23 protein-coding genes are annotated in these 22,008 nt (G+C 38.3%); 21 read left to right on the top strand and 2 right to left on the bottom strand.

Features of this window, described 5'->3' with window-relative positions:
• The first annotated feature begins 42 nt into the window (after nt 1-42).
• From MKX29_RS05615 to gatB, 16 genes are all read left to right on the top strand, one after another.
• Entirely contained in the window at nt 43-273 is a 231-nt protein-coding gene (locus tag MKX29_RS05615; RefSeq protein WP_341104562.1) for a hypothetical protein, read from the top strand.
• A 391-nt stretch (nt 274-664) separates the two neighbouring features.
• A complete protein-coding gene (gene aceA / locus MKX29_RS05610) occupies nt 665-1,960 on the top strand; it encodes an isocitrate lyase (protein WP_289432800.1) in 1,296 nt (431 codons plus the stop codon).
• Nucleotides 1,961-2,165: 205 nt separating this feature from the next.
• The gene (locus tag MKX29_RS05605; RefSeq protein ID WP_341104560.1) at nt 2,166-2,792 is read left to right on the top strand and encodes a hypothetical protein; all 627 of its coding nucleotides are present in this window, start codon (nt 2,166-2,168) and stop codon (nt 2,790-2,792) included.
• A gap of 200 nt (nt 2,793-2,992) precedes the next feature.
• Nucleotides 2,993-3,130 (top strand): hypothetical protein, encoded by a 138-nt coding sequence (locus MKX29_RS05600; protein ID WP_251163286.1) that lies wholly within the window; start codon nt 2,993-2,995, stop codon nt 3,128-3,130.
• A 238-nt stretch (nt 3,131-3,368) separates the two neighbouring features.
• A complete protein-coding gene (locus MKX29_RS05595; protein WP_251163285.1) occupies nt 3,369-3,809 on the top strand; it encodes a YueI family protein in 441 nt (146 codons plus the stop codon).
• 67 nt (nt 3,810-3,876) lie between these two features.
• Nucleotides 3,877-4,494: a helix-turn-helix domain-containing protein gene (locus tag MKX29_RS05590; RefSeq protein WP_251163284.1), complete on the top strand. Its 618-nt coding sequence runs from the start codon at nt 3,877-3,879 to the stop codon at nt 4,492-4,494.
• A 156-nt stretch (nt 4,495-4,650) separates the two neighbouring features.
• Complete coding sequence (locus tag MKX29_RS05585; RefSeq protein WP_224939007.1) at nt 4,651-5,916, top strand: hydroxymethylglutaryl-CoA reductase, degradative; 1,266 nt, start codon at nt 4,651-4,653, stop codon at nt 5,914-5,916.
• 1 nt (nt 5,917) lies between these two features.
• Complete coding sequence (locus tag MKX29_RS05580) at nt 5,918-6,382, top strand: hypothetical protein (protein ID WP_251163283.1); 465 nt, start codon at nt 5,918-5,920, stop codon at nt 6,380-6,382.
• Nucleotides 6,379-7,734 (top strand): tripartite tricarboxylate transporter permease, encoded by a 1,356-nt coding sequence (locus MKX29_RS05575; RefSeq protein WP_095370693.1) that lies wholly within the window; start codon nt 6,379-6,381, stop codon nt 7,732-7,734. Before MKX29_RS05580 ends, MKX29_RS05575 begins: the two co-directional genes overlap by 4 nt.
• A 497-nt stretch (nt 7,735-8,231) precedes the next feature.
• Nucleotides 8,232-8,756, top strand: a complete 525-nt coding sequence (locus tag MKX29_RS05570) for a GNAT family N-acetyltransferase (RefSeq protein ID WP_224939005.1) — start codon at nt 8,232-8,234, stop codon at nt 8,754-8,756.
• Entirely contained in the window at nt 8,749-9,318 is a 570-nt protein-coding gene (locus tag MKX29_RS05565; RefSeq protein ID WP_251163282.1) for a hypothetical protein, read from the top strand. The genes MKX29_RS05570 and MKX29_RS05565 overlap by 8 nt, the downstream gene beginning before the upstream one ends.
• A gap of 105 nt (nt 9,319-9,423) precedes the next feature.
• Nucleotides 9,424-10,206 (top strand): hypothetical protein, encoded by a 783-nt coding sequence (locus MKX29_RS05560; protein ID WP_341104553.1) that lies wholly within the window; start codon nt 9,424-9,426, stop codon nt 10,204-10,206.
• The gene (locus tag MKX29_RS05555) at nt 10,199-11,449 is read left to right on the top strand and encodes a glycosyltransferase family 2 protein (protein WP_341104551.1); all 1,251 of its coding nucleotides are present in this window, start codon (nt 10,199-10,201) and stop codon (nt 11,447-11,449) included. The genes MKX29_RS05560 and MKX29_RS05555 overlap by 8 nt, the downstream gene beginning before the upstream one ends.
• Before the next feature lie 471 nt (nt 11,450-11,920).
• Nucleotides 11,921-12,211 (top strand): Asp-tRNA(Asn)/Glu-tRNA(Gln) amidotransferase subunit GatC, encoded by a 291-nt coding sequence (gene gatC, locus MKX29_RS05550; RefSeq protein ID WP_341104549.1) that lies wholly within the window; start codon nt 11,921-11,923, stop codon nt 12,209-12,211.
• A 16-nt stretch (nt 12,212-12,227) separates the two neighbouring features.
• Nucleotides 12,228-13,685, top strand: a complete 1,458-nt coding sequence (gene gatA / locus MKX29_RS05545; protein WP_341104547.1) for an Asp-tRNA(Asn)/Glu-tRNA(Gln) amidotransferase subunit GatA — start codon at nt 12,228-12,230, stop codon at nt 13,683-13,685.
• Nucleotides 13,686-13,701: 16 nt separating this feature from the next.
• Entirely contained in the window at nt 13,702-15,129 is a 1,428-nt protein-coding gene (gatB, locus tag MKX29_RS05540; protein ID WP_224939000.1) for an Asp-tRNA(Asn)/Glu-tRNA(Gln) amidotransferase subunit GatB, read from the top strand.
• Nucleotides 15,130-15,999: 870 nt separating this feature from the next.
• On the opposite strand, the gene eutH is transcribed toward gatB, so the two are convergent.
• Together eutH and MKX29_RS05530 are read right to left on the bottom strand one after the other, a co-directional pair.
• On the bottom strand, nt 16,000-17,094 hold the full coding sequence (eutH, locus tag MKX29_RS05535; protein WP_341104545.1) for an ethanolamine utilization protein EutH: 1,095 nt from the start codon (nt 17,092-17,094) through the stop codon (nt 16,000-16,002).
• Nucleotides 17,095-17,122: 28 nt separating this feature from the next.
• Nucleotides 17,123-17,665, bottom strand: a complete 543-nt coding sequence (locus MKX29_RS05530) for a cupin domain-containing protein (RefSeq protein ID WP_251163277.1) — start codon at nt 17,663-17,665, stop codon at nt 17,123-17,125.
• Between the two features lie 100 nt (nt 17,666-17,765).
• Here MKX29_RS05530 and MKX29_RS05525 point away from each other — a divergent pair, with 100 nt between their 5' ends.
• From MKX29_RS05525 to MKX29_RS05505, 5 genes are all read left to right on the top strand, one after another.
• The gene (locus tag MKX29_RS05525) at nt 17,766-18,875 is read left to right on the top strand and encodes a M24 family metallopeptidase (RefSeq protein ID WP_251163276.1); all 1,110 of its coding nucleotides are present in this window, start codon (nt 17,766-17,768) and stop codon (nt 18,873-18,875) included.
• Nucleotides 18,876-19,064: 189 nt separating this feature from the next.
• Nucleotides 19,065-19,301 carry a hypothetical protein gene (locus MKX29_RS05520; RefSeq protein ID WP_251163275.1) on the top strand — a complete coding sequence of 79 codons (237 nt, stop codon included), beginning with the start codon at nt 19,065-19,067 and terminating at the stop codon, nt 19,299-19,301.
• A gap of 248 nt (nt 19,302-19,549) precedes the next feature.
• Nucleotides 19,550-20,686 carry an N-methyl-L-tryptophan oxidase gene (solA, locus tag MKX29_RS05515; protein WP_341104539.1) on the top strand — a complete coding sequence of 379 codons (1,137 nt, stop codon included), beginning with the start codon at nt 19,550-19,552 and terminating at the stop codon, nt 20,684-20,686.
• Nucleotides 20,687-20,802: 116 nt separating this feature from the next.
• Entirely contained in the window at nt 20,803-21,528 is a 726-nt protein-coding gene (locus MKX29_RS05510; RefSeq protein ID WP_341104538.1) for an MOSC domain-containing protein, read from the top strand.
• A gap of 22 nt (nt 21,529-21,550) precedes the next feature.
• Nucleotides 21,551-22,000, top strand: coding sequence for a DinB family protein (locus MKX29_RS05505; RefSeq protein WP_289432816.1), 450 nt, complete (start codon nt 21,551-21,553; stop codon nt 21,998-22,000).
• The last annotated feature ends 8 nt before the right edge of the window (nt 22,001-22,008 follow it).

Here is a 22,008-nt window from a genome sequence, read left to right as displayed (position 1 = left end):
ACTCTGTGGAAAATCGGCAAAATAGCGGAGGAAAGCGAGATAGTGCGTGCAACTTTGTGGAAACCAGGAAAGAAAGCGGAGAAAAGCGAGATAGTGCATGCAACTGTGCCGAAAACCGGGAAGATAGCCGAGCAAAAGGGAATTGCGCGTGCAACTCTGTTTGAAAATCGGAAAGATAGCGGAACAAAGCGAGATAGTGCGTGCAACTCTACAGAAAAACGGAAAGCTGCCCGAGCAAAGCGAGTTTACCCATACAAATTGAAAGCAAAATAGCAAAGCAAAAGAGGGTTGCTGCGCTATCCTTAAAGGATTTCCTACAGTCAAAAGAGCAAAAACTTCAAGACTTCTCATTCTAAAACTTTATAAAGCAACTCGTCATTAGAATAGAACTAATACCAAACAAATGAAAGTTTTCTAGTTTGTCATTTTGAATGTTTTTCAATCTGTATTATAACAATTAAAATTTTATTGCCTTTGGAAACATTGGTATATCAATGTTTTTATCGCATTTGTCGATATTTGTCGAAAATAATATCAGATTATTTTGAATAAAACAGTTCCAATAATGGATTGTCTGTTATATAATACAAATTGTTAAGAGGTTATTGTAATACAACAATAAAGACGGGTTTTTTATTCAAATGATTAAAGGAGGATTTAACAGATGGCGAATGAAAGAGTTAAACAATTACAAGAGGCTTGGGCAAATGATTCACGTTGGATGGGGATTGAAAGACCTTATACTGCAGAAGAGGTTATTAAACTAAGAGGATCAATTGATATCGAATATACGCTTGCTCGTAGAGGGGCTGAGAAGTTATGGAAGCTCGTTAATGAGGAAGATTTCATAAATGCATTAGGTGCATTAACAGGCAATCAAGCGGTACAACAAGTAAAAGCGGGGTTAAAAGCGATTTATTTAAGCGGGTGGCAAGTTGCTGCTGATGCGAACCTTTCTGGACAAATGTACCCGGACCAAAGTTTATATCCAGCGAATAGTGTACCAAATGTAGTGAAACGTATTAATCAAGCGCTACAAAGAGCGGATCAAATTCACCATATGGAACAAGATGAATCAATTGATTGGTTTGCACCAATTGTAGCAGATGCAGAGGCTGGTTTTGGTGGACAGCTAAATGTGTATGAACTCATGAAAGGCATGATTGAGTCAGGTGCAGCTGGGGTCCATTTTGAAGATCAATTATCTTCGGAGAAAAAATGTGGACACCTTGGTGGGAAAGTATTACTTCCTACACAAACGGCAGTGAAAAACTTAATATCTGCTAGATTAGCAGCAGACGTGATGGGTGTACCAACACTAGTCATTGCAAGAACCGATGCGAATGCCGCTGATTTAATTACTAGTGATGTTGATCCATATGATGCCGCTTTTATTACTGGTGATAGAACACCGGAAGGGTTTTACCGGACCAAAGCAGGTTTAGATCAAGCGATTGCAAGAGGACTTGCTTATGCACCATATGCTGATCTTATCTGGTGCGAAACATCAGAGCCAAGCTTAGAAGAAGCAAAGGCATTTGCAGATGCTATTCACGAGAAATTCCCTGGTAAACTACTAGCGTACAACTGCTCACCTTCATTTAACTGGAAGAAGAAATTGGATGAAGAAACGATTGCTAAATTCCAAGTTGAGTTAGGAAAAATGGGTTACAAATTCCAATTCGTGACATTAGCTGGTTTCCACTCATTAAATCACAGCATGTTTGAACTTGCTCTAGGTTATAAGGATCGTGGAATGGCAGCTTACTCTGAACTTCAACAACGTGAATTTACTAGTGAAGCAGATGGTTACACGGCAACAAGACATCAACGTGAAGTAGGAACAGGTTATTTCGACCAAGTTTCCATGACTATTACTGGTGGTACATCATCCACAACCGCACTAAAAGGCTCTACCGAAGAAGAACAGTTTACGAAGGATGAAGAAGTTCAAGTGTAATTTTTTGTATTGCCCTAATAATAACTCCAATTTTTTTGCCTCCCTATTTTAGATGGGGAGGTCTTTTTTTTGTAAAAGCGAAGGTGGCCACGAAAGTAATCTAATGCAGTTAGGGCGGAAAGAAATAGGGATTAGTAAGTCACTCAGAAGGAAAAGTAGAAATGAGTGAGTAGCAAAGGGGATTAGCAAGTCACTCAGAAAGAAAATGGAAGCTGAGCGCGGAGCAAAGGGGGTTAGCAAGTCGCTCAGAAAGAAAATGGAAGCTGAGCGCGGAGCAAAGGGGGTTAGCAAGTCGCTCAGAAGGAAAAGTGGAAATGAGTGCATAGCAAAGGGGATTAGCGAGTCACTCAGAAGGAAAAGTGGAAATGAGTGCATAGCAAAGGGGGTTAGCAAGTCGCTCAGAAAGAAAATGGAAGCTGAGCGCGGAGCAAAGGGGGTTAGCAAGTCGCTCAGAAAGAAAATGGAAGCTGAGCGCGGAGCAAAGGGGGTTAGCAAGTCGCTCAGAAGGAAAAGTGGAAATGAGTGCATAGCAAAGGGGATTAGCGAGTCACTCAGAAGGAAAAGTGGAAATGAGTGCATAGCAAAGGGGGTTAGCAAGTCGCTCAGAAAGAAAATGGAAGCTGAGCGCGGAGCAAAGGGGGTTAGCAAGTCGCTCAGAAAGAAAATGGAAGCTGAGCGCGGAGCAAAGGGGGTTAGCAAGTCGCTCAGAAGGAAAAGTGGAAATGAGTGCATAGCAAAGGGGATTAGCGAGTCACTCAGAAGGAAAAGTGGAAATGAGTGCATAGCAAAGGGGATTAGCGAGTCACTCAGAAGAAAAGGTGGATATGAGTGAGTAGCAAAGGGGATTAGCAAGTCACTCCAAAGGAAAAGTAGATATGAGCGCGGAGCAAAAGTGATTAGCGAGTCACTCCAAAGGAAAAGTAGATATGAGTGCGTATCAAAAGGGGTTAGCAAGTCACTCAGAAAGAAAACGGAAGCTGAGTGCATAGCAAAAGTGATTAGCAAGTCACTCAGAAGGAAAAGTAAATATGAGTGCGTATCAAAAGGGGATTAGCAAGTCACTCAGAAGGAAAAGTAAATATGAGTGCGTATCAAAGAGGATTAGCAAGTCACTCAGAAGAAAAACCAAAACTGAGTGCACATCGAAATCCAATTAAGCATATTTTCTAGGATGTTTTTGTCCAGTCTAGAATAATCGATAATGTACATTTGTGTTCCTCTCATGATTGTACTACGATTCCAAGTCCTCCAAAGAAAAGTGAATAAATACCAGGTCCACTAATCACCTTTTGCCCAAATTTTCATACGCTTAAGTGAAAGAGTTGAGTTCAAGTCAATGGGCAAGTATACTAAAACGAACATATCCATTAATCAAACGTTTGATTGATGAGGTGGAGGTAATAACGGTATGGCTGAGAAGGTTGATGATTATATTACACAAGGAATTTATGGAAAAAAAGAAACGAAGCCAGATGAACGTAGAAAATTTCTGGGCACATTGAGAGAAAGAACCGTTATCGCTTTGACACAGGCGCAAGTAAGGAAACCAGGTATCATGAAAGAAGTAAAAGAAGCGATGACGAAAAATAAACAAGCACGCGTATATTTAAATGGTCATATTGCTTATCGTGACATATCGAAATATGCCAAACTAGCGTCTGAACAGCATATGTCATTTACCATTGTCACGAACAAGGACTACAACTCGGACCTTGGTCTTGTCCTCGCATATGATTATGCCATTGATCATGATGACATTTATGTGCAAGAACAAAGTAAGGTTTATAAAGAAGCGAATCAAACTGAGGCTGGATTTAAACATTGGATGAAAAAAATATTTAGAAAATAAAGGGAGAAAGGTCGTGGGATAACGGCCTTTTTCTAATTCAACTTAGTTGAAAAGAGTGAAACTTTATTTGAAACCATCCAAACCTCATTATATAATTTTATTAAAAGATATGAGGGAGAGGTTTCTAATCGAGTTAAGGCAAATAGGTAAGAGAGTTAAGCAAGCTAGATTAAACAAGCAAATGACACAACAAGATTTAGCAGAAAAATGTGGGCTAACGAAAAGTCTCATTTCTAAAATAGAGAATGGTCAAACAGCATCTGCTGTGGCAACTTTGTTAAAAATATCTAATCAACTAGATATTCCCTTATCTTGGGTACTTGAAGAAAATGAAAGTAAAAATTTAGTGCTTTCTCCGAGTCAAAGCCGCACGACAAAGGTTGGCAATAAGGAAATGGGCTATCTATATGAAACATTAGCTAATCGATCTCCGTTCAGTAAGATTGATCCAGTTGTTGTGACGGTTTTGGAGGACTCAGCAAAAGAAGGTCCATACACACATTTAGAAGACGAATTTATATACATATTAAAAGGTTCAATTTATCTCTCTTATGATGGAGAAAAATACTTATTACATGAAGGTGATAGTGCGTATTTTGCTGGTACCATTCCACATGTGTTTTTACCAGTAGAAAAAATGGAAGCAAAAGTATTAACCATTTTTATACAAGCAGATGAAAGATAATAGTAGGGTTTTGGATGATCTTCTCAAGAGATTCCAAAACCCTTTATAATTTTCAGATTTTTTATTTACTTTTACCTAAAGGGGGTGTAATATTTTATTTAATATCATTCAACTTAGTTGAATGATATTAAATAAAAGTACTAAGGAGTGAATGGAATGAATAGTCGTCTATCTGGTTTTCATCGATTTTCGGTTGAAGAGAGACTTCAAATAATATCAGAAGCGTGTCATTTGACAGAGGAAGATAAGGAAATACTTATTGGCAAACAACCCCTTTCTATTAGTACGGCAGATGCCATGATTGAAAATGTGTTAGGTTCAATTTCAATTCCTGTAGGGGTAGCAACGAATTTTAAAATTAATGGTAAGGACACTTTTATACCGATGGCAACTGAAGAGCCTTCCGTAGTCGCTGCCGCAAGTAATGCAGCGAAGGCATCGTATGATAAAGGTGGTTTTTTTGCGTCATTAAGTGGATCGGTAATGATTGGACAGATACAAGTAATAGGTGTTGAAGATCCGTATGCTGCAAGATTAAGGGTGTATGATAAGAAATCAGAAATTTTGAAAATATGCAACGAAAAGGATCCAACTCTAGTAGCTATTGGTGGAGGCGCAATAGACATAGAGGTAAAGATTATCCAAACGGTGAATGAGGTTTTACTTGTGGTTCATTTATTAGTAGATACAAAGGATGCAATGGGGGCGAATGCTGTCAATACAATGGCGGAATCAATTGCTCCATTGATAGAGAATATTACTTCAGGAAAAGCGCTTCTTAGAATTATTTCTAACTTGGCTGACAGACGATTAGCTAGAGCTCATGCGGTATTTTCAAAGGATCAACTTGGTGGAGAAGAAGTTGTACGAAAGATTGTAAACGCTTACGAATTTGCAGATGCTGACCCTTATCGAGCGGCTACACATAATAAAGGGATTATGAATGGTATATCTGCCGTTGTACTCGCGACTGGGAATGATACAAGGGCAGTTGAGGCGGGCGCCCATGCTTTCGCTACAGTAACTGGGCAATATCGTTCCCTTACGAAATGGGAAGAAAATCGAGCAGGTGACTTAGTTGGATCTATTGAACTTCCGATGCCTGTTGGTATTATTGGTGGCGCTACGAAGACTCATCCGGTTGCCAAAGTAAATTTAAAAATATTAGGTATTCAATCAGCAGAAGAGTTAGCTTGTTGTATTGCATCCGTTGGTTTAGCGCAAAATCTAGCTGCGATGAGAGCTTTAGCAACTGATGGTATCCAAAAAGGACATATGGCCCTTCATGCAAAAAACTTAGCTGTTATGGCTGGGGCAACAGGGGATGAGATTGGTCGAGTCGTTGCTGAAGCAGTAAAGGAAAAAGATGTAAGGTTTGATCGAATCCTACAATTAACAAAAGAGATACAAGGGAGGATTTAAAATGGCTCCTAATTTACATGTAGATAAGGAGAAGCAAAGCGTAGAACTAGATAAAATAAATGAAACACCTAAATATCTTGAAATATTAGGTGATACAGTTTTACCTCGTAATATTATTCTAGCAATTATTATAAGTATCATTCTTAGTTTAAGTGGCTACCTTTTAGGGGAAAGATTATTTCCTCTGTTTGCCAGCGAAAAGATGGTATCGTCGTATTCGTTATTGCTTGGCATTGGTGGTAGTGTATTATCACTTGCTTTATGTGCCTTTATATTTAAACCTAGTAGAGTGCTGACAGAAGAAGAAACTTCTCTTGAAAGTATGGAAGAGATTTTTAAAGATATGCAGTTAGATCCAAAGGAAGAATATTTATTAATTGAAGAAGATCCTGTTACGAAAAAAGAAATGGAAGCACTTGGCGTTCTCGATAAGTTTAGGACAATTGGGGAGGACGATAAGAAATGAGTATCCTCCTCATATCCATATGCTTAGCTTTAATTGGTGCTATTCTATTTTCTTTAATTGGGTTAATCTCTGGAACAGATGAAACGGCTATAATGGTGCCATTTACCTTATTAGTTATCTTGTTAGGAGCTCCTCCGGCAGCTGTGTTTGCCTTTTTTATGGCAGCTGTACTTGCCAAACACTTAACTCATGCCGTTCCTACCGCGTTAATGGGTATTCCGGGAGATACAACTGCTGTTCCATTAATTGATCATGCCTCTGCTTTAAGAAGGCTAGGGATGCCTCATATTGCATTAAGGAAAATGGTATCGGGTGGTGTGATTGGTGCTTTTATCGCCTTACCGACAGCTGTCTTATTAGGACAATTCCTTGGACAATTTGCGGACTTTTTTAAATCAGCTTCAGGATTGATTTTTACGTTAGCGGCCATTTTAATCGCTTTTTTCTCTAAAGGGAAATGGGTAAGTGTTTTAATGATTATCCCTTTAGCCTTTTTTATTAAAAGTTTAGATGTATTAAGTTTTAGCATATTAGATAAGCATTTAACCATTAGTTTCTTTTTAGGAATTGCGATCGGTCCAATGTTTACTGATATTTTGTTTGCACTGTCAGGAAATGCACGACAGACCATTCAAAGAGATCGTCCTAAAGAGTATCATTTGGCACCAGATAATAAATCATGGGCCGGATTTTTTCCTAATCCATTTAAAATACTGACAAAAAGGCAAACGATGCAAACGACTGGTACAAGCTTTATTTCTTCTTTGACATTTGTATTTAGCCCTGTAGGGATGACTTCCTTAATGGGGGAAATTGTGGGTTCTAGATCGAAAGGGATTTATAAAAAATCAACGTCCAGTTTAACAACAATGAATGGAGTCACAGAGTCAACCTATATTGCCGAAGCAATCATTCCTTTAATAGCATTTGGTATTCCGTTGAGTCCTGTTGCATTAGGGCCAGCATCACCGTTATTTAATGCACCACCAGTGTTTACAAGTGATCCGGTTAATAATCTCCATAATTACCTAGACCCTTTAGATTTTCTTTTATATGGAGCAATTGGTCTTATCATTGCCACTCTAATTGCTTACCCGTTTTCAATGAATTACGCGAGAAAGGCAACCGTTTTGGTTATGCGCTTTATTAGTCAAGAGGCAATCGTTGCTATGTTTATTGGTTTAGCCTGTTTACTAGCTTTTCACGAAGCAGGATTAGTCGGTATCGTACTCACCTTTACAATGGCGGCAATTGGGGGACTTTTGAATAAAATCCTAGGAATTGGTTCAGGCGTTCAGTTTATGGTGTTTTATGCATCAGCCTGGTTAATTAGTGTTTTATTTGGTTTTTAAGAAAGGATTTTTTATAAAAATGAAGAAATGGATAGAAAGTCGGGGGAGGGGACCGTATGCATACGGTCTCTTTTTAATGGTGATAAGAAGAATAAACATCATAGGACAAACGAAAGTTACTGTCTCTGTAAGCAAAAAGGGAGGAGCCAGATTGCGGGTATGGATGGGGGGGCGAGTGACATTTCTCATTTTGCGATTGGGGATGCTGTCAATTAGACTAAAACGAGTAAATGCCTGCCGATTATATAAAGATAGAGAGATTCTTTTTAAGCGAATGAGGATGAAATTCATTCGTTTTTAATCTAAACAGAAGGCGTTAAATATTTTTAAATTTGATGAGAAAACTTTACACTTTTTTGTACATGAAGATAGTACTGAATTATTAGAAGATAATTTTGTTGAACAAGAACGATAATTACATAACCGTACAAGTGGTTTAGAGGAAGTGTTACAACTTTGGTATAGGTTTGCATAAGCGGTAGAAAGGAAGAAAATGAATGGAAACGAGAATTTTTCATATTCGCAAAGCGACAGTGATGGATGCGGAAGGATTATCTCAGTTAAGGTTGATTGTGGACGGGGAGACGGATTACTTTGACCGGGAGCGTGGAGAAGATTTTTTAAGTACGGCAGATTTTGAAAAGATGATACGGTCTGAGTCAGTTGAAAAGAATAGTATATTTTTAGTAGCAGAAGTAAAAGGTCACCTTGTGGGTTTCCTAAGAGCTAAAGGTGGCCAATTAAAGAGGACTTCACATCGATTGGAGTTTGGTGTTGCTGTGAAAAAACAATATTGGGGACAATCTATAGGAAAAAGTCTTATTCAAGAAATGTTGCAATGGGCAGATCAAAAAGGGATTAGAAAAGTAACGCTGCAAGTATTAGAGACAAATCGAAAGGCGATTGCACTGTATGAACGACTTGGCTTTATCGTAGAAGGAGAATTAAAGGATGATAAAAAAATAGGCGATATCTATTATTCTACGATCTTAATGGGGCGGAGGAATGAGAGTAATGGATAAAAGGACGTTACTTACGGAAAATTTATTAAAAAAGGTTATTCAAGGAAAGCGAGTGGGTGATTTCTACCCTTTTATACAAGGTGATGATGCCCAGATGGAACACTACATCTCCCATTTGGTAGGGGAGATAGGTGGATTAAAAGGGTTGTTGTATGAAGCAGATTTTGACCATTATGGCAGTGGATTTGCCTCTTATGTTAGTGTGTTTCTCTGGAAAAAGGAAGAGGAAGAAGTATTAGCAAATGGTGAAGTATCTATGAAGGGTTTATGGTTATATATTTCAAGGTTAGCGCCCGTAGTTATTATGGGTAAAGGTGAAATGACGAGACATGGTAGTAGCGGAAGTAGCGACTTTTTAGCAAGTCATACTGTGTGTGAATGGCCATCTGAGACATGGAGTAAACAAATTTGGGCAATAAAAAAAATCGTAGAAGCATATCATTATGTTATTTTGACAAAAGCAGATGTAGATCAGTATTTAGATTTTCAGATAGACATCCCAACAATACTCAGTGAACCGCCATACAAAGTCTTTGACGCGCATTTTTATTGGGAAGATTGATTAACTGTTGTGAAATGAAAGTTTACCAAAGATTATGCAATGAAAATCGTAAGACAATCGAGTATGATGAGAGAAGTTTGAGTTTGGTCACACGGAGGCTATGGGATGATTATTCGGAAAGCTAACTTCTCTTTATTATTGTTTCTCTTTATGGTAGGAAATTTCTTATTATTTGCGATTGCCATTCACTCCTCATCTTTTGGGGTCTTTTTTTTCCATTGGGCAGTTCTACTAGCTAGTGTTATGGTCATTCTTTTCCTTTCCCCAAAATGGTCTTATATAGTTATAAGTGCACTCACTGTGTTATATGGTTTTCTATTATGTTATTTCAGTTATTTACAAACGGTTTTTAATCAGGTGCAATTGATTTCTTTATTTATATCTTATGTATTATCTGTTGTGCCTCTCCTTTTTATCAGGCATAGCTTTTTAAGTATGGACATCCGCATGAAAGAATTATTAGCGGAAACGGTTGCTTTAAGAAAATATATGGACTCAGACGGACTAATGCTTACAAAACAGGAGTTTTATGAACGTAGCAAAATAACATTGCGGGGAATGAATAGAAGGAATGAAACAGGTTTCCTATTAAAGGTATCTGGTTTAAATAGTGGAGTGACTCAAAAGGCTTGGCAAGGCTTAATACAAAATGTAATAGAAGAAACTATGCGGAGTGATTTCGATTTCTTTATGAGTGAAGGTGCGTCTTTCATTATTTTCTTGCAAAATACGAATGAAGAAGGCGTCATTAAATTTCAAAACCGACTGGTAAGTAATTTACGTCAGCAAATGAACATGATTCAGCCACCTATCGAATTTCGCGATTATGCTATAGTCGATTTTGACGAGGTCTATCAGATGTTGCTGGAGGAGAAGCCGAATGTTTAAGGTCGTGTTACTCTTGATTATGGCTTTCTTTTGGTTTTTGCTTATTTATTATACGATTTTATTAGTCTCTGGTGTTTTGCATTATAAAAGGGAAAGAGAAAGAAAGCGTAGACCTCTTTTGAAATATCCTTCTGTTGCTATTTTAATCCCTGCTCATAATGAAGGGTTAATTCTTGAGGATACGCTGAATGCTATGATGAAATTAAGGTATCCTGGTCACCTTGATGTATTCTTATTAGACGACCAGTCGATAGACCAAACAGTTGCAGTGGCTAGAAGTTTTGCAGAAAACTTTTCGCGTATTCACTATATTAAGGTCCCGCCTGGCGAGCCTAAGGGAAAGTCGAGAGTGCTTAATTATGGATTGAGTATTAGCCAATCTGATTATTTTCTTGTGTACGATGCGGATAATCAGCCAGATTCAGATGCTGTGACAAAGCTAGTAGAAATAGCAGAACAAACAGAGAATGCAGCCGGAGCTGTCGGAGTTGTTCGTACCCTTAATCAAAATAAAAATTGGCTCACGCGGATGATCTCAATAGAGTTTCAAGTATTTCAATTGACAATGCAAAGCGGTAGGTGGAAATTGTTTAACCTTGGCTCTTTACCGGGAACTAATATGCTTTTAAGACGTTCTGTCATTGAAGAGCTAGAGGGGTATGACCCGTATGCACTTGCGGAAGATGCGGAGTTGACGATACGGATTACCCAGAAGGGATACGTATTACCGATTGTTCCATATGCACAAACGTGGGAACAGGAACCAGAGAATCTTCAAACCTTTTTAAAACAAAGAACAAGGTGGCTCATTGGTAATCTTTATTTACTAGAGAAGAGCTTCAAGGATATTCATTTTTGGAAAGGTAAAACTTTCTTCCATAGTATGCAACATCTTTTAACCTATTTTGTATTTATATTTTTCTTAATTACTTCAAATGTTATTTTTGTCGGTAGCTTATTTGGTATTAATTTTCCCGAAATGGCCGCTCCTTTATTGATGATTTGGTTAATGAGTTACGTTGTATACTCCATCCAAATTATAAGCAGTTTAGCAGTAAATCAACAGCTCTCGCTAACAAGCCTTTTTGTTGGGGCAATTATGTATTTTACGTATGCTCAACTATTCGTCATCTTACTGATTCGCGCGTTTGCGATTTATCTTTATCATCGTGTGAGAGGCTTAACGATTGGATGGGATAAAACAACACGCTTTAAAGCAGGCGAGAAAGATGAAGCAGCATAAATGGCTTCATCTTTTTTATAGGATGTGGTTCACTTTTATTGTCGAGTTGTGGTAGAAAATGCTTGGGGCCTGATAAGAATTACCGGTTGCAAATGAAGCCGCAGAGGTGAGGGCGTCCAAGGGGGGAATCGTTGGTTTCATGTAAAGAATCAGAACGAGGGCCACGATATAGAATTCTAGGTTCTCTTGTGGCTCTTCAACCCTCTGAACCACCCATCCCTACTTTGTCATTGACGTCTTACTCTATAGCTAACGAATTTACAAACTACGTAATCCTTCTCCTCTATCTGGAAGTTTTTTGACCCCTGTATCAAAAGTGAATTTCTATTATTTGTCCATTAGGCGATCTATTGAACTCGTGGTAAAATAAAGGGTGGTGAAAACGATCAGATCTTCATGTTGCTTTAACGCGTGAAAGTTTGATATGATCAATATAATTGTGTATTTTTATTTGAATTTGGAGGTGTCTATATGTCTAGAATTACAATTGATGAGGTTAAGCATGTGGCGAACCTAGCGAGATTAGCGATTACGGAAGAAGAAGCAGAGCAATTCCAACATCAGCTAGATGCAATTATCTCGTTTGCCGAAGAGTTAAACGAGTTAGATACCAATCATGTGGAACCGACTTCCCATGTGTTGGATATGAACAATGTATTACGTGAAGATGAGGCAACAAAAGGACTGCCGCAAGAGGAAGTTCTGAAGAATGCACCTGATTCACAAGATGGCTATATTAAAGTGCCGTCAATCATGGATTAGTTGGAGGGGAAACATTTTGAGTTTATTTGATCATAAAGTGTCTGGGCTTCATGAGCTTTTACATAAAAAAGAGATTTCAGCGACTGATTTAGTCGACGCATCTTATAAAAGAATTGCTGAAGTAGATGACAAAGTAAAAGCCTTCTTAACATTAGATGAAGAGCATGCACGTCAAGTAGCAAAAGAAATCGATGGTAAATTGGGAACGGACGAACAAAAAGGTCAGTTATTCGGGATGCCAATCGGTGTCAAAGATAACTTAGTCACAAAAGGTTTAAGAACAACTTGTGCAAGTCAAATATTAGATAATTTTGATCCAATCTATGATGCAACGGTTGTTTCGAAATTAAAAGAAGCAGAAACCATTACGATCGGTAAATTAAACATGGATGAGTTTGCTATGGGATCTTCAAATGAAAACTCAAGTTACAGAGCGACACGCAATCCATGGAATATCGAAACGGTTCCTGGTGGTTCGTCTGGTGGATCAGCTGCAGCAGTTGCGGCAGGAGAAGTATTATTTTCACTAGGATCAGATACGGGTGGTTCGATTCGTCAGCCAGCATCTTTCTGTGGTGTTGTTGGGCTTAAGCCTACATATGGTCGTGTATCTCGCTTTGGTTTAGTGGCGTTTGCTTCATCTCTTGACCAAGTGGGACCAATTACACGTACTGTTGAAGATAATGCGTATCTTTTACAGGCGATATCTGGTGTAGATCCAATGGATTCTACTTCAGCTAATGTGAGTGTACCGAATTTTGCTGAAGGCTTAACCGGTGATGTGAAAGGATTGAAAATCGCTGTTCCGAAAGAATATTTAGGCGAAGGTGTGCAAGAAGATGTCAAACAATCGGTGCTTGCTTCCCTTAAAGTATTAGAAAAATTAGGAGCAACATGGGAAGAGGTTTCCCTTCCGCATTCTAAATATGCACTTGCAGCCTATTATTTACTTTCTTCTTCTGAAGCTTCAGCTAACTTAGCACGATTTGACGGTGTACGTTACGGTTACCGCACTGAAAATCCAGAGAGCTTAATTGACCTTTATAAAAAGTCTCGTTCTGAAGGATTTGGTGATGAGGTAAAACGCCGTATTATGCTTGGTACATTTGCTCTTAGCTCAGGTTATTATGATGCGTATTATAAAAAGGCGCAAAAGGTTCGTACACTAATTAAACAAGATTTTGAAAACGTCTTTGAAAAGTATGATGTAATTATCGGACCAACAACGCCAACACCGGCATTTAAAATCGGTGAGAAAACGAAAGACCCATTAACAATGTATGCGAACGATATTTTGACCATTCCTGTGAACCTTGCTGGTGTACCAGGTATCTCTGTACCTTGTGGATTCTCAGAAGGGTTACCATTAGGGTTGCAAATTATCGGTAAGCACTTTGATGAAAGCACGGTTTATCGTGTTGCTCATGCATTTGAGCAAGCAACTGATTTCCATAAACAAAAACCGGAGCTGTAAGGGGGGACAAGGAATAATGGAATTTGAAACAGTCATCGGACTTGAAGTCCACGTTGAATTAAAAACAGATTCAAAAATTTTCTCTGCAAGTCCGAACCATTTCGGTGCAGAGCCAAATACAAACACAACTGTTGTTGACCTTGGTTACCCAGGTGTACTGCCAGTAGTCAACAAAAAAGCAGTTGAATACGGGATGAAGGCATCTATGGCCCTAAACTGTGAGATTGCACCAGTGACGAAATTCGATCGTAAAAACTATTTCTATCCGGACAATCCAAAGGCCTATCAGATTTCTCAATTCGACAAACCGGTTGGAGAACATGGTTGGATTGAGATCGAAGTAGATGGCTATAAGAAAAAAATCGGGATTACGCGTATTCATCTAGAAGAAGATGCGGGTAAACTAACACATGGCAAAGGTTATTCTTTAGTCGATTATAACCGTCAAGGAACACCTTTAATTGAAATTGTCTCTGAGCCGGATATACGCACACCAAATGAAGCCTATGCGTATTTAGAGAAGCTAAAATCAATCGTACAATATACTGGTGTTTCTGATTGTAAGATGGAAGAAGGTTCCTTACGTTGTGATGCCAATATTTCATTACGACCTGTCGGACAGGAGGAATTTGGTACAAAAACAGAACTGAAGAACTTAAACTCTTTTAACTTTGTTCGTAAAGGATTAGAGTACGAAGAGAAGCGCCAAGCAGAAGTCCTTCGTGAGGGCGGTGTCATTGAACAAGAGACACGCCGTTTTGATGAAGCTACTGGGAAAACATTGTTGATGCGTGTGAAGGAAGGTTCTGATGATTATCGTTATTTCCCAGAGCCGGATTTATTAGATATTGTGATTGATGAAGATTGGAAAGCCCGTATTCGTGCGGAAATTCCTGAACTACCAGATGCACGTAAAACACGTTATATTGATACGTTCGGCTTACCTGCCTATGATGCAGGTGTCCTTACCGTAACAAAGGAAACAGCGGATTTCTTTGAGGCGACTGTTGCAGCGGGAGCAGAGCCGAAACAAGCTTCAAACTGGATCATGGGTGAGGTATCAGCCTATCTTAATGCAGAAGGGCTCGAACTACATGAAACAAAGCTAACAGCAGAAGGGTTAGCAGGAATGATTGCGTTAATTGAAGATGGAACAATTTCTTCAAAAATTGCTAAAACTGTTTTCAAAGAATTAATTGAGAATGGTGGAGAAGCAAAGAAAATCGTTGAAGATAAAGGATTAGTGCAAATCTCAGACGAATCAGCGCTACTCGCTATCGTTACTGAAATCCTTGATAATAACCCTCAATCCATTGATGATTTCAAAAATGGGAAGAAAAAAGCAGTCGGCTTCCTTGTTGGTCAAATGATGAAAGCAACAAAAGGACAAGCGAATCCACAAATCGTAAATAAATTATTAATGCAGGAAATACAAAAGCGTTAATCAAAAAAATCCGGACAATTGTCTGGATTTTTTCGTTTAGTCATGGCAATGCAATAAAGTTGATTAGTTCAATAAAGTCATTACATTTTGTATAAATGGTGCCAGCCCTGCAATGAAAAGAGTATTTTTAACGGATAGAATTTTTTTATGGCTAAATGCAGGTGTTTGGGAGTGAAAAGATGGAATCGCGACTAAAAAAAGGATTCTCCGTTATATAAGTAGTGAAACCAAGGGAATCGCGACTAAAAAAAGGGTTCCTTGCTATATAAGTAGTGAAACCAAGAGAATCGCGACTGATAAAAGGATTCCGCGTTATATAAGTAGTGAAACCAAGAGAATCGCGACTAAAAAAAGGAATCCTTGCTATATAAGTAGCGTAACCCGGAGAATCGCGACTGAAAAAAGGAATCCTTGCTATATAAGTAGCGTAACCCGGAGAATCGCGACTAAAAAAAGGAATCCTTGCCATATAAGTAGCGTAACCAGAAGAATCGCGACTAAAAAAAGGAATCGCTGCCAAATAAGTAGCACAACCCGGAGAATCGCGACTAAAAAAAGGAATCCTTGCTATATAAGTAGCGTAACCCGGAGAATCGCGACTGATAAAAGGGATCCATGCTATATAAGTAGCGTAACCAAGAGAATCGCGACTAATAAAAGCCCTCCTGTCATACAAACACTACAAAAAAGAAAACACATGCTAACATAATCGGATCTTCAACGATAATCTATCCAAAACGAACAACTCAGTTTTATCTACTACCATTTACAACACCAGCAGTTACTATTCATTTGTGATTCCCGTCTCTATACAAATAAGAAAATTCCCCTAGCACTAAAGTTTATCATCAGTTGAGAGGATGACTCGCTTTAGCGAAATGTATGCTGCTTCTTCAGATCCCTACTTACAATCATTGCTAATAAAACGGCACTAATGCCTGCCACTAACTTGCCAATAATCATGGCAAATACGACTTCTTTCTGAATACCGGCGACAAAGGCTAAATGACTTCCTAGAACAAAGGCTCCGCTTACAGCAAAAGCAACATTAACGACCTTGCCTCTCGGTTCCATATCTTTTAGCATGATCAACATGGGAATATTATGAGCGAGTGAAGCAATCAACCCGGCTGTTGATTTATCACTTAGTTTTAACCAAGATCCCACCTTACTGAGTGGTTTCCTGAAATATTTCGAAATAAAAGCTACCAAAGGAAAAGCGCCCGCTAAGAAAATAGCAATCGAACCGACTGTTTGAATCCCTTCCTCAATTGGCGTTAAATGGGGGATCAGTGTTAGGTCTGTTAATGTTTCAAATATAATCGCTGTAAGACCAATAATTGCAATAATTTCGATAAATTTACCGAAGATGGCAAATCCTCGAATCATATTTTCGGGCTTTTTCCATAATCCCCAAGCAATTAGCAAAGAGAATACAATAGTAGGAATCAAGTTTTTGATAATCATCAAAAACGGTAATCCAGCAACTAGGCCTCCAACTAAACAACCAAAAGGTACTGTAATAAGTCCCACTAGAATACCCCTCGCAAAATAAGGTTGGTCTTCTTTTTCAATGAGTCCTAAGGCAACAGGGATTGTAAATACGATAGTTGGTCCCATCATAGTGCCAAGGAAGACCCAAGCGAAAAGTTCTGAATCCGCACTAATGGACATCTCAGTGGCTAGGGAATAGCCCCCCATATCAATGGCGAGAAGAGTATTGGCGAACGCTGCTGGGTCAGCGCCTACAAATTCATAAACGGGAGAAATCACAGGTGTTAATATGGCTGCTATGACGGGTGCTAAAGAAATGATCCCAATCATAGATAACGCGAGGGAGCCCATCGTCATTATTCCTGCAGTGAATCGCTCACCTAGTCCTAATTTATTCCCGCATATTTTATCAAGTGCACCGACACAAAGGAAAGCGGCAACAATAAAAATAATCAAATCATTTATGCTCATCTTGTTTCTCCATTCAAAATGATGTTTATTAGAAAATTGCAGGGGTTGTAATTGAAATAATGATTGTTTCTTGATTGAGTGGGTTTTCCCACATATGAGGTACGGTTGATGGAAAATGGATGGTTTCTCCTTCGTTTAGATGATATTCCTCATCCTCCACTCTTACAATGAGTGCCCCCTGTAATATATAGAAAAACTCTTCACCTGGGTGTCTTAGCAGTTCAACATCCTTTTGTCGAGGTTTTAACTTTACGATAAATGGTTCCAATTTCCGTTCAGGAAAATGACCACTTAGTTTAATAAAAGTAGAGTCCGAGCTTTCCATTTTAAATGGTCGTTGGTTCTCTTTTTTCATTACATAATGAAAATCATCATCTTCTTCAAAGAAATGAATCATTTTAACCCCAAAAGCATCAGCAATCCTTTTTAAAGAAGTGATAGCTAATGAAGAGGCACCTCTTTCAATTTGTGATAAAAAACTAACAGATAGCTCCGTTTTCTCACTTAGTTCTTTCAATGTCATGCCTTGCTCGTACCGAAGTTGTTTAATTTTCTTATATATATCATCCATTGAGGTGACATCCTTTCTTTTTTTGCTTTTTTATCTTATCATGTTTTATACAGTAATAGTATAATAATTTTACATATACTATAAAAAAGGGGGATTTAAAATGAGTATTTACCAAAAAAGGTTAAAACAATTACAGTTATATTTAAATGAGCAGAAACTTGATTTTGCTATCGTCACGCAACCTAAAAACATTTTCTATTATACGGGGTTTAATAGTGAACCGTATGAAAGATTCATGGCGGTTGTTATTGATCTACAAAAGAGTGAGGAGTACTTATTTGTGCCAGCATTAGACTATGAAGCAGCTAGCGAGCATTCGTATGTGAAAAACATTATTCCGATTAGTGATGATGAAAATCCATATGAAAAATTAAAATCAGTCATCCAAGTGAATAATCAGATAGTAGGATTGGAAATAAAAGAGATCACTCTTTATCAACAAGAACAACTTAAAAACGTTTTTTCGCATTTTAATTATCAAGATATAGGTAGGTTCATAGCAAACCAAAGAATGCTGAAAACGCCAGCTGAACGGACAAAGGTTTTACATGCAGTAACAATTATTGAAAAAGTACTCGCTGAGGGATTGAAGAAAATTGAAAAAGGGATGACAGAGCTCGATTTAGTATCAGAGTTTGATTATTTAATGAGAAAATTCGGTGCCGATGGTCCTTCTTTTTCTACAACGGTCCTCTCAGGTGCAAAATCATCTTTACCACATGGGCACCCTGATCAGAACAAGCTCGAAAAAGGTGACTTTCTCTTAATTGATATGGGGGTAGTTGCGGATGGGTATTGTTCCGATATCACACGTACTTTTGTTTTAGGAGAACCAACGACTAAGCAAAAGAATATCTATGAAATTGTAAGGCAGGCTACACTTTCGGGTGTTTCAACAGCCCGTGCAGGTATCCCAATCGGCTCAATTGATAAAGCGGCTCGCCGAGTGATCCAAGAGGCAGGCTATGGACAATATTTTAATAATCGCGTGGGCCATGGATTAGGTATTGATGTTCATGAAGAGCCTTCTATTCATGAAAAGAACGATCATTTAGTTGAAAAAGGTTTACTTTTCACGGTAGAACCTGGGATTTATATACCTGGATTTGGTGGGGTGAGAATTGAAGAAGATGTCTATATAAACGAAGAAGGAACTGCTGAAGTTCTTACAGCTTTCCCAACAACCTTGCAAGTAATTGACCGTTTTTAACTTAGTTCAACGATCGTTTTTATCGAAATAATTTGACTTACAACCACTTTACTTAAGGTAAAATGCAGTTTATAGAAACAACTTGCAGATATTCTATATCTCTTTTGATATTTTTTCTTTCTTAACCCACGCATAAGAGTACCTCGCTAGTTTATGTTATGATGGTTAAAACGAAGCGGAGGGAAAGGTGTGAACCTTTTGCATTGGATGATTCTATTCATCATTGTTTCCGGTTTTATCACAGTTGCTTCTATGAAAAAAAGGATGGAGAATAAACTCGCGAGGCTAGTGGCTCAAGGTGAAAATGGGGCGTACAAAAGAGATAGAGATATGCAAGCAATTATATACTGGATTTTAGGTACAGTGGCCTGGGGTGTCGTAAGTATCTTTCTTATTATATGGTCATTTAATGATTTCTTCGGATAACAGATTGGTTTATAAAATAAAACACTTTGATTGTTGAGGAGTTTTATATTTTATAAAATCAATCTTTTTTTGTTAATTTTTCCTGCTTTTTGTATGCACGACCCCTTCTTTGAAGAGATTGTTAAACAATTGCAACAAATTTCGACAAAAGTCTTCCCGTTCCTGTGGTATATTGGCTAATGGTGATAGTATTTAGAAAATTAAATAAAAAAAACACTTATAGTTTAGCATCTTGGAGGGGATAAAAATTGCATTACGATACAATTATTATCGGCGCAGGTTCGATGGGGATGGCGGCAGGCTATTATTTAGCGAAAGAGGGCAAAAAGGTTTTGCTTATTGATGCGAATAGGCCACCTCATCAGAAAGGAAGTCATCATGGTGAGACGAGAATCATTAGATATGCTTATGGTGAAGGACATGCTTATGTGCCACTCTTGTTAAAGGCTAAACAACTATGGGAAGAAGTAGAGAAAGAATCCGAAATGGAGTTGTTTTTACAAACAGGTGTTTTAAATATTGGTAGCGAGACTTCTTTTTTTATGAAGGAGGTCAAAACAAGTGCGGAGAAATATCAATTACCACTTGATGTTTACACACATGAAACGGTCAATACTAAATGGAGTGCATTACATTTAGATGAAGGAATGGTTGCTTATCATGAGCCGACATCTGGGGTTTTGAAGTGTGAAGATTGTATCGAGGCATACCGGAGACTTTCTTTGTCCTATGGTGCTAAAATCGTGACTGATAGTGTAATTACTGACTTATCTATTATAGAAGGAATTGTTAATATTGCTACACAGGATGGCCATTATTCAGGAGACTCGTTAATTGTATCAGCAGGAGCTGGCACAAATTCCATCCTTAGTTATCTGGGCTTGCAGCTTCCATTAAATCCGATTCGGAAAACTTTCGCCTGGTATGAAGCACAAGAGGATGTTTATGAGGCGAAACAGTTTCCAGCTTTTACATTTGAATCGCCATTAGGTCATTATTATGGCTTTCCTAGTATAGACGGTTCAGGATTGAAACTAGGAAGGCATGATGGGGCTGTTCAGAGAATAGTGAGTAAACAAGAAGTGCAGCCTTTTAATGAGGATGATGAGAAAGAGCTTACAACATTTCTAGGGAGATATTTCACTGAAAAAACAAATGTACAATTTGGTAAAACCTGTATGTACACGATGACGCCAGATGAGCATTTTATTATTGATCAACATCCTCAATATGAGAATGTAGCAATCGCAGCGGGATTTTCCGGTCATGGATTTAAATTTAGTAGTGTAGTTGGTCATGTTTTAAGCGAACTAATCCGAGGAAAAACTTCGTCAGTGGATATTTCCCCTTTCACAATTGAGAGATTTGCTGAATTGAAGCGATAATCATGAGGGAAATGTCGTTAATCAGATACTTTCCTGGGAAATAAGAGGAATTATGTCGGAGAGGAATAGAAGAAGGTTCAAGTTTCGACACCAGGTCATAGAGGAGGAGTAAGAGCATGCAAAGAATTGGTGTTCTTTCGTCATTATTACGTTATCCTGTCAAGTCATTTGGCGGTGAAAATGTTGAGTCCACTAGGGTTTTACCATACGGTGTGTATGGTGACCGAAGCCACGTCATTATAGATAAGAGTAGGCAAGGAAAATACCTTACGATCACTCAATATCAAGAAATGGCAGCATATCAAGCAACTTTTGTCAGTGAGGAAAAAGAAGATACATACCCGGAGTTACAAATACATACAGCAAATGGAGAGAGGTACGGATGGAATGATGAGAGGTGGAGGCAAGATCTTCGTCTGAAAAGTGGAAGGGATTTATCTTTTCATTCTTTTACGCCATCCTATGTACCCATTGGGGCTATTGAAGAAGCTCCCCTTTTGTTAGTAACCCATTCATCACTACAATATTTAAGTAAGCAACTTGGAAAAAGTGAAATCGATCCGAAGCGTTTCCGTCCCAACTTTATTATCCATACTGATTACGATCGGCCATTTTCGGAACATAATTGGATCTCCAACCAAATGAAAATAGGAGAAGAAGTGGTGATAGAGATAACTAAGCCTTGCGAACGTTGCATGATTATTACTGTAGATCCGAAAAATGGAAAAAGAAAGCCTGCCATACATAAAGAGATTATTAGAACCAATCATAATCATTTTGGTGTTTATGCAAAAGTGATTCAAACGGGGAAGGTAAAGCTTGGTGATGAGATTTGGCTATAAATGACTGATGAGGGGTGATACCGTGCAATCGCAAAAACAAGCGATGATCCGCCATCATGAACAGTTTATTCAATTTATAGAATCAATCCCAACAAGCCATTGGCGAAAAGAAATAAATGAAGGAAAATGGTCGGTCGCTGAAGTGGTAGGTCATTTTATTCCGTGGGATGAATTTATTTTAAAAAAGCGTCTACCATTTGTTTTATTAGACCTTCCTCTACCGAAAGCTCCTTCTGCAGAAGAAATGAATCCAACAGCCGCGGAAGCAGCAAGAAATCAATCACAGGAGACAATCATTGCAGAATTGCTTGTAAAAAGAAAACTAATAATAGAAAGAATCTCTAAAATTCCAGATTCGTATTGGCATAAACCATTAATCATTGGCAATAAGAAAATAAGCCTATATGATTATCTCATCGGGCTTGCTGCACATGACGAACATCATATGAAGCAAATTAGTGCCATACTTTAATCGTTCAA

Origin of the sequence: Cytobacillus sp. FSL R7-0696, assembly GCF_038006865.1 — a bacterium.
Classification (GTDB): domain Bacteria; phylum Bacillota; class Bacilli; order Bacillales; family Cytobacillaceae; genus Cytobacillus; species Cytobacillus kochii.
This window is presented reverse-complemented; position numbering and strand designations above follow the sequence as displayed.

Excerpts from the sequence above, each read along its gene's own strand:
- MKX29_RS05585 (WP_224939007.1), top strand. The coding sequence starts at position 4,651 with ATGAATAGTCGTCTATCTGGTTTTCATCGATTTTCGGTTGAAGAGAGA.
- MKX29_RS05605 (WP_341104560.1), top strand. The coding sequence starts at position 2,166 with ATGGAAGCTGAGCGCGGAGCAAAGGGGGTTAGCAAGTCGCTCAGAAAG.
- MKX29_RS05560 (WP_341104553.1), top strand. The coding sequence starts at position 9,424 with ATGATTATTCGGAAAGCTAACTTCTCTTTATTATTGTTTCTCTTTATG.
- aceA (WP_289432800.1), top strand. The coding sequence starts at position 665 with ATGGCGAATGAAAGAGTTAAACAATTACAAGAGGCTTGGGCAAATGAT.
- MKX29_RS05555 (WP_341104551.1), top strand. The coding sequence starts at position 10,199 with ATGTTTAAGGTCGTGTTACTCTTGATTATGGCTTTCTTTTGGTTTTTG.
- gatB (WP_224939000.1), top strand. The coding sequence starts at position 13,702 with ATGGAATTTGAAACAGTCATCGGACTTGAAGTCCACGTTGAATTAAAA.
- gatC (WP_341104549.1), top strand. The coding sequence starts at position 11,921 with ATGTCTAGAATTACAATTGATGAGGTTAAGCATGTGGCGAACCTAGCG.
- MKX29_RS05525 (WP_251163276.1), top strand. The coding sequence starts at position 17,766 with ATGAGTATTTACCAAAAAAGGTTAAAACAATTACAGTTATATTTAAAT.
- MKX29_RS05570 (WP_224939005.1), top strand. The coding sequence starts at position 8,232 with ATGGAAACGAGAATTTTTCATATTCGCAAAGCGACAGTGATGGATGCG.
- MKX29_RS05580 (WP_251163283.1), top strand. The coding sequence starts at position 5,918 with ATGGCTCCTAATTTACATGTAGATAAGGAGAAGCAAAGCGTAGAACTA.
- eutH (WP_341104545.1), bottom strand. The coding sequence starts at position 17,094 with ATGAGCATAAATGATTTGATTATTTTTATTGTTGCCGCTTTCCTTTGT.
- MKX29_RS05510 (WP_341104538.1), top strand. The coding sequence starts at position 20,803 with ATGCAAAGAATTGGTGTTCTTTCGTCATTATTACGTTATCCTGTCAAG.
- MKX29_RS05530 (WP_251163277.1), bottom strand. The coding sequence starts at position 17,665 with ATGGATGATATATATAAGAAAATTAAACAACTTCGGTACGAGCAAGGC.
- MKX29_RS05595 (WP_251163285.1), top strand. The coding sequence starts at position 3,369 with ATGGCTGAGAAGGTTGATGATTATATTACACAAGGAATTTATGGAAAA.
- MKX29_RS05575 (WP_095370693.1), top strand. The coding sequence starts at position 6,379 with ATGAGTATCCTCCTCATATCCATATGCTTAGCTTTAATTGGTGCTATT.
- MKX29_RS05565 (WP_251163282.1), top strand. The coding sequence starts at position 8,749 with ATGGATAAAAGGACGTTACTTACGGAAAATTTATTAAAAAAGGTTATT.